The following is a 14,724-nucleotide window of genomic DNA, read 5'->3' on the forward strand; positions in this document are numbered from 1 at the left end:
CCCGTGGCGAGCAATGACCAGCAGACCGTGACCCGTGAACTCACCGTCCTCGAAGTGACCGTCGCCGGTGCTTCCGGGCAGGCGCGCTCGCTGGTGCGCCCCGACGACACCGTGACCATCGGCCGCGACGCCGCCAACGACCTGGTGGTCGAGGGCACGCTGATCTCCCGCAGGCACGCCGAGGTGATCTGGAACGACGACAGCTGGTTCCTGCGCGACCTCGGCAGCCGCAACGGCACCTACGTGGCCGGCGAGAAGGCCGCGTTCGTCGCCGCCGTCGACGGGGGAGTGGTGCACCTCGGTGCCGCCGACGGCCCCGCCGTCTCGTTCAAGGTCGTCACGATCACCGAGCAGGTGCCGGTCCAGCCGCCGGTCCCGCAGCAGCCGGGTCACCAGCAGCCGGGGCATCAGCAGGCCGGTCACCAGCCGCCGGCGCAGCAGCGGGAGACGGCGCTGCACAACGCGGGCGCGCTGATCCGGCTCGGGCGCGGACCCGACAACGACATCGTGCTCAGCGACCTGCGCACCTCACGCAACCACGCCGAGCTGCGCCGCACCCCGACCGGCTACGAGGTCGTCGACCTCGGCAGCCGCAACGGCACGTTCCACAACGGCAAGCAGGTCACCCGCCAGGCGATGCAGCCCGGCGACATGATCTCGATCGGCAAGCACGAGTTCATCTTCGACGGGATGCGGCTGCACGAGTTCGAGGACGCCGGGCCGTCCTCGCTCATCGCCGACGACCTCACCGTGCGGATCAAGGACGCGATCCTGCTCGACGACGTCAGCTTCGCGCTGACCGAGGGCAGCCTCCTGGCCGTCATCGGCCCGTCCGGCTGCGGCAAGTCGACCCTGGTCAAGGCCGTCGCCGGGCTGCGGCCAGCGACCCAGGGCACGGTGCGCTATGACGGCCGTGACCTCTACGCCGACTACGCGGAGCTGCGGTATCGCATCGGCATGGTCCCGCAGGACGACGTGCTGCACCGCCAGCTCACGGTGCGCCGGGCGCTGCGCTTCGCCGCCGCGCTGCGCTTCGCCGACGACGTGCCGCGCAAGGAGCGCCGGGTCCGTGTCGCCGAGGTGCTGCGCACGCTCAACCTCACCGAGCGCGCCAAGATGCGCATCGACAAGCTGTCCGGCGGCCAGCGCAAGCGTGTCTCCGTGGCCCTCGAGCTGCTGACCGAGCCGTCGCTGCTGTTCCTGGACGAGCCGACCTCCGGGCTGGACCCCGCCCTGGACAAGGAGGTCATGGAGGAGCTGCGCGACCTGGCCGACAAGGGCCGCACCGTGGCCGTCGTGACCCACAACGTGATGCACCTCGACCTGTGCGACCGGGTCCTGGTCCTCACCGTCGGCGGCCGGATGGGCTACTTCGGCCCGCCCGCCGACCTGCTGTCCTTCTTCGGCGCCGAGGACTACGCCGAGGTGTTCCGCGAGGTCACGAAGAACGCGGAGCACTGGACCCGCACGTATCGCAGCTCCGAGCTCTACACGCAGTATGTGACGGCCCAGATCGCCGAGGCCCCGCTGCCGAAGCCGGCCGTGGTCGAGCGCGTCACCGTCCCGCTGCCCCGCGACCCGGCCGACGCCGCGATCGCCGCCGCCGCGGCTTCCGATGCCGCGACGCCAGGTGCCACGACGCCAGGTGCCGCGACGCCCGCCGCGGCGACCACGGCGCTGCCGGCCGGCGACCCGGCCGCGCTCGAGTCACCGACGGCCGAGCAGGCGATGCCCAAGCGCCCGGCAGGTCCCGCCGGTGCGGATCCCGGCGCCGGGTCGGCTCCGGGGTCGGCGCCCGGCGGGAAGCCGGCGCGGGCGGTCGGGCGGGCGCGGGTCAAGCTCGGCGGGGCGTCGCTGCGCAGCCGGGCGCTGCACCCGGCGGCGCCGATCCGGCAGTTCCTCACCCTGTGCCTGCGCATGTTCTGGGTCATCGGCGCCGACCGCGGGCTCGCCCTGTTCACCGTCGGGCTGCCCCTCGCGCTGGCGTTGCTGACCCGCACCGTCCCCGGTGAGAACGGGCTGGCGCCCGGGCTGACGAAGTTCAGCCTGGAGGCGCAGCGGCTGCTGGTCGTGCTCGCCGTCGGCGCCGCGTTCCTCGGCACCGCCGCCGCGATCCGCGAGATCGTCAACGAGGCGACCATCTACAAGCGGGAACGGGCCGTCGGGCTGTCCGCCGGGGCGTATCTGGCGTCGAAGGTCTTCGTGTTCTCGATCATCATCGTCGGGCAGACGGCGCTGTTCACCTGGCTCGCGCTGCTGGGCAAGAACCCGCCGAAGGACCCGCTGATCTTCCAGGACCACTGGCTGCTGGAGATCGGCATCCCGGTCGCGCTGGTCGCGCTCGCGTCGATGGCGTTCGGCCTGCTGGTCAGCGCCCTGGCGAAGACGACCGAGCAGACGACCCCGGTGCTCGTCGTGGTCGTGATGGCGCAGCTGGTGCTGTCCGGCGGCCTGTTCGAGCTGGAGGGGCAGAACGTCCTGCAGCAGATCGCGTGGCTGTTCCCGACCCGCTGGGGCCTGGGCGCCGGCGCCTCCACGGTCGACCTGCAGTCGATGATCCCGTTCAAGGACTCCCTGTGGGAGCACACCACCGGCGCGTGGTGGCGCTCCGTGCTCATCCTGGTGCTGCAGATCGCCGCCCTGATCGGCCTGGCCCGCCTGGCCCTGCGCCGCCTGGAGCCCGGCCGGCAGTGACCCGGGCGGGCAGTGACCCGGGCGGGCAGCGATCCGGGCGGGCAGCGATCCGCGCCGGCGGTGATCCACAGTGGCAGTAGGTTTGCAGGCATGTCTGATGCGATCCGCGCCGGGACGGTGCACGTCGGGGACGAGAAGATCCAGGCCTACCAGGCGGTGCCGCTGGGCGCCGGGCCGTTCCCCGGCGTGGTGGTGATCCACCACCTGCCCGGCTACGACGAGTCGACGAAGGAGATGGTGCGGCGCTTCGCCGCGGGCGGCTACCTCGCGATCTGCCCCAACCTGTTCTGGCGGGAGGCGCCCGGCGCGTCCCCGGACGACGCGTCGGCGTTCGTGCGGGGGCAGGGCGGCATCCCCGACGAGCAGATCATCCGCGACGTGCGGACCGCGGCCGACGCGCTGCGCGGCATGACGGGTGAGGACGGCACGCCCGCCCACAACGGCAAGGTCGGCGTCATCGGGCACTGCTCGGGCGGGCGGCAGGCGCTGCTCGTCGCGACCGCGCTGCCGCTCGACGCCGCCGTCGACTGCTACGGGGCGTTCGCGCTGGAGCCGCCGCCGGCGTCGACCGGGCTGAAGATGACCTCGATCAAGGACCGGCTCGGCGACCTGAGCTGCCCGGTGCTCGGCCTGTTCGGCGACGACGACAAGAACCCGTCGCCGGCCGAGGTCGACCGGCTCGCCGGGATCCTCGCCGGGCACGGCAAGCAGTTCGAGCGGCACAGCTACGAGGGCGCCGGCCACGGCTTCTTCGCCCCGGACCGGCCCGGCTACCGGCCGCAGGCCGCCGTCGACGGCTGGCAGCGGATCTTCGCGTTCTTCGACCGCCACCTCGGCGGCAAGCGCCTCGAAGTCTGAGCAGGGAAGTCTGAGCAGGGAAGTCCGAGCAGGAAGGTCCGACCATGTGCACGTACGACACCGAGACCGTCGAGCTGGAGGGCAGCGCCAAGGGGCCGGCCGGCTGGTTCCCGGTCACCCGGGCCGCGGTCTACGTCGACCACCCGCACCACGCGCCGTTCGGTCACACCCTCAACATCGACTTCGCCGACCCGGCGCAGGGGCCGTCGGCGCGGGTCGCGGTCGAGCTGACCGAGGAGGCGGCCCGCGCGCTGATCGCCGCGATCACGGCCGCCCTGGACAACGCGCCCGCGGGGCTGGCCAGCGCGAGCGCCAGCGGGTAGGCCTGGCCAGCGGGGTGAACGCGGTGTAGACATCGAGGGATGGGCGCTTATCGCGACACGTACAAGCGCAGTCTCGCCGACCCCGACCTGTTCTGGCGCGACGCCGCCGCCGGCGTCGACTGGGAGCGCATGCCGATCCGGGTGCTGGACGGCGACCGCCCGCCGTTCTACCGCTGGTTCCCCGACGCGGAGCTCAACACCTGCCACAACGCCGTCGACCGGCACGTCGCCGCCGGGCGCGGCGAGGACACGGCACTCATCTACGACAGTCCCGTCACGGGGACCCTGCGGACGTACACCTTCCGCAGGCTGCGGGACGAGGTCGCCACGTGCGCCGGGGCGCTGCAACGCCTCGGCGTCGGCAAGGGGGACCGGGTCGTCGTCTACATGGCGATGGTGCCGGAGGCGATCATCACGATGCTCGCCTGCGCCCGGCTCGGCGCCGTGCACTCCGTCGTCTTCGGCGGGTTCGGGCCGAAGGAGCTCGCGGCCCGCATCGACGACGCCCGGCCCAAGGTCGTCGTCGCCACGTCGTGCGGGATCGAGGGCAGCCGCGTCGTGGCCTACAAGCCGCTGCTGGACGCAGCGCTCGCCGAGGCCACGCACCAGCCCGCGCACCGCGTGATCCTGCAACGCGAGCAGGCACCCGGGCAGCTGCGCCCGGGCGACCTGACGTGGGACGACGCGCTCGCCGGAGCGCCGGCCGCCGCGTGTGTACCGGTCGCCGCCACCGACCCGCTGTACATCCTGTACACCTCGGGCACCACCGGCCGGCCGAAGGGCATCGTGCGCGACAACGGCGGCCACGCCGTCGCCCTGACCTGGTCGATGGCCAACGTCTACGCGACCGGGCCGGGGGACGTGTTCTGGGCCGCGTCGGACGTCGGGTGGGTCGTCGGCCACTCCTACATCGTCTACGGGCCGCTGCTCGTCGGCGCCACGACCGTGCTGTACGAGGGCAAGCCCGTCGGCACCCCGGACGCCGGCGCGTTCTTCCGGGTCGTCGAGCAGCACGGGGTGACGGCGCTGTTCACGGCGCCGACCGCGATCCGCGCCATCCGCAAGGAGGACCCGGACGGCAAGCTCATCGCGAAGTACCGGACCGGCACGCTGCGGACGCTGTTCCTCGCCGGTGAGCGGCTCGACCCGCAGACCTACGAGTGGGCGGGGCAGACCCTCGGCGTGCCCGTCGTCGACCACTGGTGGCAGACGGAGACAGGCTGGCCCGTCGCGGCGAACCTGCGCGGCCTGGAGCCGATGCCGACGAGGCCCGGCTCGCCGTCGGTGCCGGTGCCGGGGTTCGACGTGCGGGTCCTGCAGCCCGACGGCACGCCCGCGCCGCCCGGCGTCGACGGCGCGATCGTCATCGGCCTGCCGCTGCCGCCCGGCTGCCTGCCGACGCTGTGGCAGGACGACGAGCGGTTCGTCGCGTCGTACCTGTCGGCGTTCCCGGACACCTATCTGACCGGCGACGGCGGCCGGTTCGACGACGACGGCTACCTGTACGTGATGGGCCGCACCGACGACGTCATCAACGTCGCCGGTCACCGCCTGTCCACGGGCTCCATGGAGGAGGTCCTCGCCGCCCACCCCGCCGTCGCCGAGTGCGCGGTGATCGGGGTCGACGACGAGCTCAAGGGGCAGGTGCCGCGCGGGTTCGTGGTGCTGAAAGCGGGGGTGGACACCGGACCCGGCTTCGACGAGGAGGAGCTCGAGCGGGAGCTCGTCGCACTGGTACGCGGCCGCATCGGCGCCGTCGCGTCGCTGCGCCGGGTGCAGGTCGTGCCGGCGCTGCCCAAGACCCGCTCCGGCAAGATCCTGCGCAAGACCATGCGCGGCATCGCCGACGGCGGCGACCCGGCGGTCCCGTCCACGATCGAGGACGCGTCGGTCCTGGACGCGCTGCGGCCCATCCTGCGCGCACCCCGGCCGTGAGCACAGTGAGGGTGAACACGCTCACAGCGAACACGCTGTGAGCGAACCGGTGGTCCGTTCCCGCGGCGCTGTGCATACCGTCGGGTCATGGCTGACACAGAGATCCCCTTCGACAGCGCCGTCTTCGACAGGCTGCTCACCAAGCGCATCATCGTTCTCGGCACCGAGGTCAACGACGAGAGCGCCAACCGCATCTGCGGCCAGCTGATCCTGCTCGCCGCCGAGGACAGCGAGAAGGACATCAGCCTCTGGATCAACTCCCCGGGCGGCGTCATCAGCGCCGGCCTGGCCATCTACGACACGATGCGGTTCGTGCCCAATGACGTGTCGACGGTCGTGATGGGCATGGCGGCCTCGATGGGGCAGTTCCTGCTCAGCGCCGGCACCCCCGGCAAGCGTTATGCCCTGCCGCACTCGCGGGTGATGATGCACCAGCCGTCCGGCGGCATCGGCGGCACCGCGGCCGACATCGCGATCCAGGCCGAGCAGATGCTGTTCACGAAGAGGACCATGCAGCGGCTCATCGCCGAGCACACCGGGCAGACGAGCGAGCAGATCGAGGAGGACTCCGACCGGGACCGCTGGTTCACCGCGCAGGAGGCCGTCGACTACGGCTTCGTCGACCGGGTCGTCGCCGGCGCGGAGCAGCTGGCCGTTTCCTGATCGCGCGTTTAGGCTGCCGGGCGTGAGCATCGAACGTGAGGTCGCGCCCGAGCAGGTCGGCTTCGACGCGAAACGGCTGGCCGCGCTGGACACCCACTTCGCGCGCTATGTCGAGGACGGCAGGCTCGCCGGCTGGCAGCTCGTGATCAGCCGGGACGGCCGGGTCGCGCACGCCTCGACCTGCGGGCGGCGCGACCTGGAGGCCGGCCTGCCGGTCGAGCCGGACACCCTGTGGCGCGTCTATTCGATGTCGAAGCCGATCACGTCGGTGGCGGCGATGATGCTCTGGGAGGAGGGCCGCTTCGAGCTGACCGACCCGATCAGCCGGTGGCTGCCCGAGTTCGCCGCGCCGCAGGTCTACGACCGTGGCTCCGCCGGCGCGCCGTTCACCGTGCCGGCGGCCGAGCCGATCCGCGTCTGGCACCTGCTGACCCACACGTCGGGCCTCACGTACGGGTTCCTGCAGACGTCGGTCGTCGACGCGCTGTACCGCAAGGCCGGCTACGACCTCCTGCCGAAGGCCGGCATCGACCTGGCCCAGGCGTGCCGCGACTGGGCGGCGCTGCCGCTGCTCTTCCAGCCCGGCACCGGCTGGGGCTACGGCGTGTCCACCGACGTCCTCGGCCGGCTCGTCGAGGTGGTGTCCGGGCAGTCGCTCGGCGACTTCATGCGCACCCGGATCTTCGAGCCGCTCGGCATGACCGACACCCGCTGGTGGGTCGACCCGGGCGGCGACGAGGCGAAACGGCTCGCCGCGCTGTACGTGCCGGGCCCGGCGGACGGCAGGGCGGTCCGGTTCGACCCGATCGGCCAGCACGCACTGCAGGAGCCGGCCCTGCAGTCCGGCGGCGGCGGGCTGATCTCCACCGCCGCGGACTACCACCGGTTCACCTCGATGCTGCTGCGCAACGGCACCGGCCCGGAGGGCGAGCGCCTGCTCAGCAGCCGGACGGTGCGGTTCATGACCCGCAACCACCTGCCCGGCGGCGTCGACCTGGACCGGCTGCAGACCGGCGGGTTCGCCGAGACCACGTTCGAGGGCATCGGCTTCGGCCTCGGCTTCGCCGTGGTCCGCGACCCGGTGCCGGCGCGCACGCCGAGCACGCCCGGCACGTACTACTGGGGCGGCGCGGCCAGCACCGCCTTCTGGATCGACCCGGCCGAGCGGCTCACGGTCGCGTTCTACGCGCAGCTGCTGCCGTCCAGCACCCACCCGATCCGGCCGCAGCTACGCCAGCTGATCTACTCGGCACTCACCGACTGAAACGTGCTCACTGGCCGAAGGTCAGGTTGCCGCCGCTGGTGACCACGTGGACCTTGTGCAGCGAGGCGGCCTCGGACTTCACGGTGCCGGTCTGCTGGCCGCCGTCGAGCTCGACGTCGAGGGCGTAGCCGTCCTTCGTGAGCTTCAGCGACACGTTGCCGCCGCCGCTGTCGACGTCGACCCGGTCCGGGGCCTGCGTCACCGCGAGCTCGACGGCGCCGCCGCCGGTGCGGGCGGTCAGCTCCGGCGGGGCGAGGCCGTCGCCGGTCAGCGCGCCGCCGTCGGAGGACACGTCGATGATGCCGGTCAGCCCGGACAGCTTGATCGCGCCGCCTGCGCTGTCCAGGCGCACGCTCAGCGTGGAGGGGATCTCCACCGTGTACGCGATCGAGCAGTCACCGCTCGCGCAGCCCGTCGAGGCCAGCACCAGCTCACCGCCGTCGACGCTCTGCTTGCGGCCCGGCTTGTCGGTCTTGAACGTCGACGTCTCGGTCACCTTGATCGTCGGGCCGGCGCCGACCTTCACCGTGATCGCGCCGCCGACGCTGTCGATGTCGACCACGCTGACGTCGTCCTTGACCTCGAACGTGTTGGTGGCCGTCTGCGAGCTGCCGTCCTTCGCGCGGTCATTGCCCGTCGACGGGGTGTCGGAGCCGCAGCCGGCGAGGACCGGTGATGCCGCGAGGGCCAGCAGGGCGGCGAGCGTCAGGATCCGCGGTGACTTCACGGAGGTCAGCTTCGCACGCGCCACAGGGCTCCCTTGCGTAGGGTCGGTGCGGTTCGAACCGCCTCGATAGGGTCGGTGCATGGATCTCGTCGATGCCGCCTACGCCCGCGCCGAGAGCAGCGGCTTCCCCATGTCCTGCGAGCGTCCCGTCGGTCAGCTCCTCGCGGCCCTCGCGGCGGGCGTGCGGCCGGGCGGGCACATCCTCGAGCTGGGCACCGGTGCCGGGGTCGGGGTCGCCTGGCTGGTCCGCGGGCTCGGCGAGCGCACCGACGTGACCGTCACCTCGGTCGAGCTCGACCCGCGCACGGCCGCGGTCGCCGCGACGCAGGCGTGGCCGTCCTTTGTGGACCTGCGGGTCGCCGACGCGTGTGTGTTCCTGCCCACCGCGGCCGGCGCGTTCGACCTGATCTTCGCCGACGCGCCGGGCGGCAAGACCGAGGGGCTCGACCTGACGATCGCCGCGCTGCGGCCACGGGGCATCCTCGCCGTCGACGACATGCGGCCCGCCGCGGACTGGCCCGAGGACTTCACGGCACGGCAGGACGGCGTGCGCCGCACCCTCGTCGAGCACCCGCACCTCGTCTCCGTCGAGCTCGACCACGGCTCGGGCATGGTGCTGAGCACCCGGCGGTGACTGTTTGCCCTGCTGGCGGGCGGGTACTGGGGAGCTGTCAAGCCCCGCCCGTGAGGAGACCCGATGTCCACCGACGCCATTGTCGTGCTGAAGGAAGACCACAAGACCGTCAAACGGCTGTTCAAGGAGTTCCAGGCGGCGCAGGACGGGCCGGCGGCGACGAAGGCACGCATCGTCAAGCAGATCCTGAGCGAGCTGACCGTGCACACGTACCTGGAGAACGAGGTCATGTACCCGGAGGTCCGCCGCCTCCTGCCCGACCTCGACGAGGACATCCTCGAGTCGTACGAGGAGCATCACGTCGCCGACGTGCTGTGCATGGAGCTGTTCACGATGACGCCGGACGACGAGCACTTCGACGCGAAGGTCACCGTCCTCATCGAAAGTGTCACGCACCACATCGACGAGGAGGAGCAGGACTGGTTCCCGAAGGTCCGCGAGGGCCTCGGCCGCAACCAGCTGCAGGAGATCGGCGCCCGGATGCAGCAGCTGCGCCCCGACGCGCCGACGACCCCCGCCGAGCCGAAAGCACTGAAGAAGGCGCTCGACGCCATCCGCGCCTGATGGTGGTGCGCGCCTGAACCAACGGCCCTCGCGGGGTCATCCGACCGAACGAGGCGCTGGGGTCGGGGTGTGCCGGTACCGTCGAAGCCGATGAACGCCGTGGTGCTTGCCCTGCACGGGTTGCTCGTGGAAGGGACCGTCGAGACCGTGGAACCGGTCCTCGCCGGTTGTCTCGTGGCGGCCGAGCCGCGCCTGGTCCTGGACGTCTCCCAGGTCACGGTCTGCGACACCGCCGGCGCGGCCCTGCTGGTCAGGGTCGCCGAACTCGCCTGGCAGCGGGGCGGTGAGCTGCGGCTCGCCGCCCCGTCGCCGGCGATCCGGTCGTGGGCCCAGGTCGCGGCCGGGATGGACGGGATCGCCGCCTTCGCCTCCGTGGAGGGGGCGGTCGAGGCGGACCCGCGCGACCTGATCTTGGCGGGCCCGGCGATGAGCGCCGCGTGCATCGACGAGCCCGCCTACCCTGCCCGCCGCCGTCCCCGCTGGCGGGTCAACCCTTCGGCCCGCGGACGATCACGCCGAGGTCCCGCATCACCGCGTCGGTGAGCCCCGGCAGCTGCGCCGGCTCGATGGTCACGCCGCGCAGGCTGCTCACGCCGCTGACCTCCGACAGCTGGTTGCCGCGCAGGTCGGCGCCGCGCAGGTCGCAGCTCTCGAACGACATCTGCCGCAACCGGCACCCGGACATCGCCGCCTGGGGCAGGACGCAGTCCCGGAAGACGGTGTTGACCAGGACACAGCCGACGAAACCGGTCGGGCCGATCGTGGAGATGTCGTCGAGGGTGGCGGCGTCCAGGCGGCACCCCTCGAAGAGCACGTCACCGAGACGGGACTCGGCCAGATGCGCCCAGGTGAGCTTGCAGTTGACGAAGTGGACCCGCTCGAAGGTCAGGCCGGTGAGCCGCGCCGCGGTGAAGTCGACCTTCTCGAAGCGGCAGCCGGTGACCGTCACGTCCTCCCACACGACCCCGTTGAGGTCGAGGTTCTCCAGGTGGGAGCGCCGCAAGCGGGCGTCGATGAGGGTGGTGCGGATGGCGCGGCCGGTCTGCACGTGCGCGTCGTTGAGGTTGCCGCCCCACGGCGCGCTGACCGGCTCGAGCTCACCCTGGTCGATGACGGGGAGATCGATGTCGAGTTCATGCACGGTGCGCAGTGCCACGCAGCTCACCGTACACACGTAGGCTGATGCGTCATGAACAGTGCACGTCATGAACGGTGCCCGTGGGGCTTGGCATGAGTGAGGCAGCAGTCGGGCAGCGGCGGATCGACGGGCGCACGCTGCGGGCCGAGCGGACCCGGCGCGCCATCGTCGACGCCCACCTCGCGCTGCTGGAGGAGGGTGACCTCAAACCGACGGCCGAGCGGATCGCGGAGCGCGCCGGGGTCTCCCTGCGGGCGCTGTGGACGAACTTCAAGGACATGGAGCGGCTCTTCGCCGCCGCCGGTGCACGGCTGATGGAGCGTCAGCTCGCCGAGCACCGCCCCGTCCCGCAGGAGCTGCCCCTGCCGCAGCGCATCCAGGTGTACTGCGAGCAGCGCGCCCGGCTGCTCGAACTCATCGCCCCGGCGGCACGGGCGGCCCGCCTGCGGGAGCCGTTCTCCGCCGCGCTGCGGCACAACCGGACCTGGTACGTGACGAACGCCCGCGAGGAGCTGGAGAAGCTCTTCGCCGACGAGCTGGACCGCGTGGGCGGCAACACTGCCGGCGGCGGTGCGAACGCCCGCGAGGAGTCCCTGCACGCGCTGACGGTGGCCACGACGTTCGCGTCGTGGTCGATGCTGCGCGACGAGCTGCACCTCGACGTCGACGCCGCGACCGCCGTGCTGCGCCGCGCGGTGACCGCGTTGCTACAACCCGGCACGGCGGACGGCACACCGGACGCCGAGGCATAAGTTTCGCTTAGATCGTCGTGAAATCGGCGCCCTTGGTTGGGAAAGGCGGCGGCCGGGCTCATAGGCTCGGTGCGGTGGTAGTCGTCTGTGCCTCAGGAGGCAGCTGGTGTCCGCGTACGGCCCGTACGACGACGCGTATCGCGAAGAGCCGGTCTACGGTGCAGGACCCGCCTACGGCGCAGGACCGGCCTACGGCGCAGGACCGGCCTACGGTGAGCAGCCCGCCTTCGGCGAGGAGCCGGACACCGAGGGGCACGCGCCCCGCCACCGCCGGGGCACCCGGCTCGCCGTGATCGTCGGGGTCGGCGTCGCCGCCCTGCTCGTCGTCGGTGCGACCGCGTTCGGCGGTGCCGTGCTGCTCGGCAACGACGGCGACGCCGCGCGCACGTCCGTCGCGGGCGACACGACCGGCGAACCGGCGAACGCCGGCGACCCGGCCGCCGGTGACCCGTCCGCCGCGGGCGGGGTCGAGGGCGCCTCCGCCGAGCCGAGCACCGCCGCCCCGACCAGCGCGACGCCGACGAAGGCGCAGACCACGCCGCCCGCGAAGCCGAAGACGACCGCCCCGGCCGCCGGCAACCTCTCCTACGAGCAGCAGGTCCTCGTGATCGTCAACACCGAGCGGGCGAAGGCGGGCTGCAAGCCGCTGGCGTACAACGCGAAGCTGACCACCGCGGCGCGCAAGCACTCGCAGGACATGGCGACCAACGACTACTTCTCACACACGTCGCTGGACGGCACCAGCTTCGCCACCCGCATCACGAACGCCGGGTACAAGTGGTCCGGCGCGGCGGAGAACATCGCGAAGGGGCAGCGCACGCCGGCGGACGTCATGAAGGCATGGATGAACAGCTCCGGGCACCGCGCCAACATCCTCAACTGCGGGTTGAAGGACCTCGGCGTCGGCCTGGCGTACCAGGGCAAGACCCCGATCTGGACCCAGGACTTCGGCAGCCCGCGGTAACCCGGCGGCAGGGCCGCGTGCAGTGATCACTACCGATCGGTATACCGCTCGGTAGTGGAAAAAGACCGTCCAGCGGTTGCGTTTCGGCGCGCCATTCGGCATCGTGCACATCGGTCAGTGCTTATGGTGCCCGGGCGGATTACTCAATTTTGCCCTTCGCGCGGGTGCGCACCACCCGCATCTCGAACCTGCCTTTCGAGCAAGGGACTACCAACGTGATCGCTGCCTCCCTTCGACGAGCCGGGGTGCTCGCCGCTGCGACGCTGCTGGGCCTCGGCGTGTCGCTCGTCGGCGCGTCCCCGGCCGCCGCGGCCGGGGTCGGCTACGTCCGCCTCGCCCACCTCTCGCCCGACACCCCTGCCGTCGACGTCTACCTGAGCTCGGTCAGCGGCTCGATGGCGACGCAGAAGTTCGACGCGGTCGGCTACGGCGTGGTGTCGAAGTACCTGCCCCTGGCGCCCGGCACCTACGCGGTCGCGATGCGGCTGCCCGGCGCGGCCGCCGACAGCCCGCCGGTGCTGAGCACCCAGGCGACGGTCGTGGAGGGCAAGGCATACACGGTTGCCGGCGTCGGCAAGTTCACCGACCTCGGCCTGCGGGTCATCCCGGACGACCTGGCGCTGCCGGACCCGAGCAAGGCCAAGGTCCGCGTGGTGCAGGCGTCGGTGAAGCAGCCGACCCTGGACGTCTCGATCGCCAACGGCGCGAAGATCGCCGGTAACGTCCAGTTCGCCACGACCACCGACTACCAGCTGGTCGACCCGGGCAAGTGGACGCTGCGGCTCACGCCGCCGAGCGTCACCACCGCCGCGACCACGGTCACCGCGCCGCTCAAGGCCGGCAGCGTGTACTCGCTGATCGTCCTGGACGGCAAGAGCGGCCTCACCGCCCAGCTGCGCACCGACGCGACCAGCAACGGCGTGCCCGCCGGTGGCGTCGACACCGGTGGCGGCGGCACCGCGGACCTGGACGGTGCCGGCTTCGGCGTCTGGCAGGGCGCCGCGGTCGCCGCCGGGCTGCTGGTGCTCCTGGCCGCCGGTGGTGTGCTGCTCGTGCGCCGCAGGCAGGTCATCGCAGGCTGAACACCCGTGCGCTGAACAACTCGTAGGCTGAGAGCATGGTCAGGTCCGCCGATCAGGTCGTCAGGCATCGCGCGTTGCGCCTGAGCCCTGGCCGGCGGCGGACGCTGACCCTGATCGCGTGCGTCCTTGCCCTCGCCGCGCCGGTCTACATCGGCGCGGCGACGCTCGTCGGCCGCCGCGTCGACATCGACGCCGGCGAGTCGACCTGGATCGTCCCGCACCGCATCGACCTGAACTTCGGCGTGGAGTCCGCCGACGCCCCGCCGACGCGGCTGCGGATCGCGTCGCTGGGGGTCGACACCGGCCTGGAGTCGCTCACGACCGACGCGGCCGGGCAGTTGCAGAGCCCCAAGGTCTACGAGGAGGCCGGCTGGTTCGCCGCCGGCACCGCACCCGGCGACCCGGGCCCGGCGGTCCTGGCCGGGCACGTCGACTCCCGCACCGGCCCGGCGGTCTTCTACAAGCTGCACGAGCTGAAGGCGGGGGACCGGGTCGAGGTGCAGCGCGGCGGCGCGTGGCTCACCTTCACGGTGACGGCCCGGGAGCACTACGCGAAGGCGAAGTTTCCGAGCGAGAAGGTCTACGGCCCGACGCCGCTGCCGGAGCTGCGGCTGATCACCTGCGGCGGTGACTTCGACGCGGCCCGCCACTCCTACCGCGACAACGTCGTGGTCTACGCGGTGCTGAGCTGAACGGGTCTGAGCTGAACGGGTCTGGGCTGCGTGCAACCCAGAGAAGTTAAGGTCGGTGTGCCAGGTCGCCTCGCGGCGATAGGCGCATCACGGCTCCAGCCGAACGGTATTCCGTGAAGGCAGTGTGGTGAGGCCCGGGGACACACAGCACACCGACTCACTCGACAGTAGCGCGCCCGGCACGCATCGTCCCGTGATCTGGATCTCCCAACCCGTGCGTGTCAGCGCTTGCGCACGCCCCGCAGGAACAGCACCGCACCGACGATCGCGGTGATCGGGCCGATGACCGCCCACATCTTGTTGCCGCTCATCGAGCTGCCGCCGACCATGTCGAGCCCCTGGAGCGTCCAGACCACGCCCGAGAGGATCAGCAGCGCGCCGACGATCACCAATACCCACTTCATGGCGCTCACAGTAGCGCCGCGGCATCTGCT

At 71.9% G+C, this 14,724-nt stretch carries 16 protein-coding genes; 13 read left to right on the forward strand and 3 right to left on the reverse strand.

What is annotated here, in order from left to right; all coding sequences use genetic code 11:
• The first annotated feature begins 3 nt into the window (after positions 1-3).
• From OHA72_RS20110 to OHA72_RS20135, 6 genes are all read left to right on the forward strand, one after another.
• Positions 4-2,694, forward strand: coding sequence for an FHA domain-containing protein (locus OHA72_RS20110; protein WP_327009333.1), 2,691 nt, complete (start codon positions 4-6; stop codon positions 2,692-2,694).
• A gap of 90 nt (positions 2,695-2,784) precedes the next feature.
• Entirely contained in the window at positions 2,785-3,552 is a 768-nt protein-coding gene (locus tag OHA72_RS20115; RefSeq protein WP_327009334.1) for a dienelactone hydrolase family protein, read from the forward strand.
• 44 nt (positions 3,553-3,596) lie between these two features.
• Positions 3,597-3,875 carry a DUF6295 family protein gene (locus tag OHA72_RS20120; RefSeq protein WP_327009335.1) on the forward strand — a complete coding sequence of 93 codons (279 nt, stop codon included), beginning with the start codon at positions 3,597-3,599 and terminating at the stop codon, positions 3,873-3,875.
• Between the two features lie 39 nt (positions 3,876-3,914).
• Positions 3,915-5,810 (forward strand): AMP-binding protein, encoded by a 1,896-nt coding sequence (locus OHA72_RS20125; protein WP_327009336.1) that lies wholly within the window; start codon positions 3,915-3,917, stop codon positions 5,808-5,810.
• Positions 5,811-5,897: 87 nt separating this feature from the next.
• Positions 5,898-6,473, forward strand: coding sequence for an ATP-dependent Clp protease proteolytic subunit (locus tag OHA72_RS20130; protein ID WP_327009337.1), 576 nt, complete (start codon positions 5,898-5,900; stop codon positions 6,471-6,473).
• A gap of 22 nt (positions 6,474-6,495) precedes the next feature.
• On the forward strand, positions 6,496-7,737 hold the full coding sequence (locus tag OHA72_RS20135) for a serine hydrolase domain-containing protein (RefSeq protein ID WP_327009338.1): 1,242 nt from the start codon (positions 6,496-6,498) through the stop codon (positions 7,735-7,737).
• A gap of 7 nt (positions 7,738-7,744) precedes the next feature.
• On the opposite strand, the gene OHA72_RS20140 is transcribed toward OHA72_RS20135, so the two are convergent.
• The gene (locus tag OHA72_RS20140) at positions 7,745-8,464 is read right to left on the reverse strand and encodes a DUF4097 family beta strand repeat-containing protein (protein ID WP_327009339.1); all 720 of its coding nucleotides are present in this window, start codon (positions 8,462-8,464) and stop codon (positions 7,745-7,747) included.
• Between the two features lie 79 nt (positions 8,465-8,543).
• On the opposite strand from OHA72_RS20140, the gene OHA72_RS20145 reads away from it, so the two are divergent.
• The 3 genes from OHA72_RS20145 to OHA72_RS20155 all read left to right on the forward strand — a co-directional run bounded on the left by OHA72_RS20145 (position 8,544) and on the right by OHA72_RS20155 (position 10,205).
• A complete protein-coding gene (locus OHA72_RS20145; protein ID WP_327009340.1) occupies positions 8,544-9,098 on the forward strand; it encodes an O-methyltransferase in 555 nt (184 codons plus the stop codon).
• Positions 9,099-9,161: 63 nt separating this feature from the next.
• Positions 9,162-9,662 (forward strand): hemerythrin domain-containing protein, encoded by a 501-nt coding sequence (locus OHA72_RS20150; protein ID WP_327009341.1) that lies wholly within the window; start codon positions 9,162-9,164, stop codon positions 9,660-9,662.
• A 90-nt stretch (positions 9,663-9,752) separates the two neighbouring features.
• The gene (locus tag OHA72_RS20155; protein ID WP_327009342.1) at positions 9,753-10,205 is read left to right on the forward strand and encodes an STAS domain-containing protein; all 453 of its coding nucleotides are present in this window, start codon (positions 9,753-9,755) and stop codon (positions 10,203-10,205) included.
• Here OHA72_RS20155 and OHA72_RS20160 read toward each other — a convergent pair.
• Positions 10,150-10,818, reverse strand: coding sequence for a pentapeptide repeat-containing protein (locus OHA72_RS20160; protein ID WP_327009343.1), 669 nt, complete (start codon positions 10,816-10,818; stop codon positions 10,150-10,152). The two genes, OHA72_RS20155 and OHA72_RS20160, sit on opposite strands and share 56 nt — an antisense overlap.
• Before the next feature lie 74 nt (positions 10,819-10,892).
• On the opposite strand from OHA72_RS20160, the gene OHA72_RS20165 reads away from it, so the two are divergent.
• The 4 genes from OHA72_RS20165 to OHA72_RS20180 all read left to right on the forward strand — a co-directional run bounded on the left by OHA72_RS20165 (position 10,893) and on the right by OHA72_RS20180 (position 14,290).
• Positions 10,893-11,552 (forward strand): TetR/AcrR family transcriptional regulator, encoded by a 660-nt coding sequence (locus tag OHA72_RS20165; protein ID WP_327009344.1) that lies wholly within the window; start codon positions 10,893-10,895, stop codon positions 11,550-11,552.
• A 106-nt stretch (positions 11,553-11,658) separates the two neighbouring features.
• Positions 11,659-12,516, forward strand: a complete 858-nt coding sequence (locus tag OHA72_RS20170) for a CAP domain-containing protein (RefSeq protein WP_327009345.1) — start codon at positions 11,659-11,661, stop codon at positions 12,514-12,516.
• Positions 12,517-12,731: 215 nt separating this feature from the next.
• Positions 12,732-13,598 (forward strand): DUF4397 domain-containing protein, encoded by an 867-nt coding sequence (locus OHA72_RS20175; protein ID WP_327009346.1) that lies wholly within the window; start codon positions 12,732-12,734, stop codon positions 13,596-13,598.
• A gap of 35 nt (positions 13,599-13,633) precedes the next feature.
• A complete protein-coding gene (locus OHA72_RS20180; RefSeq protein ID WP_327009347.1) occupies positions 13,634-14,290 on the forward strand; it encodes a class F sortase in 657 nt (218 codons plus the stop codon).
• Between the two features lie 221 nt (positions 14,291-14,511).
• Here the strand turns inward: OHA72_RS20180 and OHA72_RS20185 are convergent, their stop codons facing one another.
• Positions 14,512-14,694 carry a hypothetical protein gene (locus OHA72_RS20185; RefSeq protein ID WP_327009348.1) on the reverse strand — a complete coding sequence of 61 codons (183 nt, stop codon included), beginning with the start codon at positions 14,692-14,694 and terminating at the stop codon, positions 14,512-14,514.
• Between the last annotated feature and the right edge of the window lie 30 nt (positions 14,695-14,724).

This window comes from Dactylosporangium sp. NBC_01737 (genome assembly GCF_035963215.1).
Classification (GTDB): domain Bacteria; phylum Actinomycetota; class Actinomycetes; order Mycobacteriales; family Micromonosporaceae; genus Dactylosporangium.

What these genes read in the sequence shown, in the direction of transcription:
- OHA72_RS20115 (WP_327009334.1), top strand. Translation starts at nt 2,785, where the DNA reads ATGTCTGATGCGATCCGCGCCGGGACGGTGCACGTCGGGGACGAGAAG.
- OHA72_RS20120 (WP_327009335.1), top strand. Translation starts at nt 3,597, where the DNA reads ATGTGCACGTACGACACCGAGACCGTCGAGCTGGAGGGCAGCGCCAAG.
- OHA72_RS20125 (WP_327009336.1), top strand. Translation starts at nt 3,915, where the DNA reads ATGGGCGCTTATCGCGACACGTACAAGCGCAGTCTCGCCGACCCCGAC.
- OHA72_RS20130 (WP_327009337.1), top strand. Translation starts at nt 5,898, where the DNA reads ATGGCTGACACAGAGATCCCCTTCGACAGCGCCGTCTTCGACAGGCTG.
- OHA72_RS20145 (WP_327009340.1), top strand. Translation starts at nt 8,544, where the DNA reads ATGGATCTCGTCGATGCCGCCTACGCCCGCGCCGAGAGCAGCGGCTTC.
- OHA72_RS20150 (WP_327009341.1), top strand. Translation starts at nt 9,162, where the DNA reads ATGTCCACCGACGCCATTGTCGTGCTGAAGGAAGACCACAAGACCGTC.
- OHA72_RS20155 (WP_327009342.1), top strand. Translation starts at nt 9,753, where the DNA reads ATGAACGCCGTGGTGCTTGCCCTGCACGGGTTGCTCGTGGAAGGGACC.
- OHA72_RS20165 (WP_327009344.1), top strand. Translation starts at nt 10,893, where the DNA reads ATGAGTGAGGCAGCAGTCGGGCAGCGGCGGATCGACGGGCGCACGCTG.
- OHA72_RS20180 (WP_327009347.1), top strand. Translation starts at nt 13,634, where the DNA reads ATGGTCAGGTCCGCCGATCAGGTCGTCAGGCATCGCGCGTTGCGCCTG.
- OHA72_RS20185 (WP_327009348.1), bottom strand. Translation starts at nt 14,694, where the DNA reads ATGAAGTGGGTATTGGTGATCGTCGGCGCGCTGCTGATCCTCTCGGGC.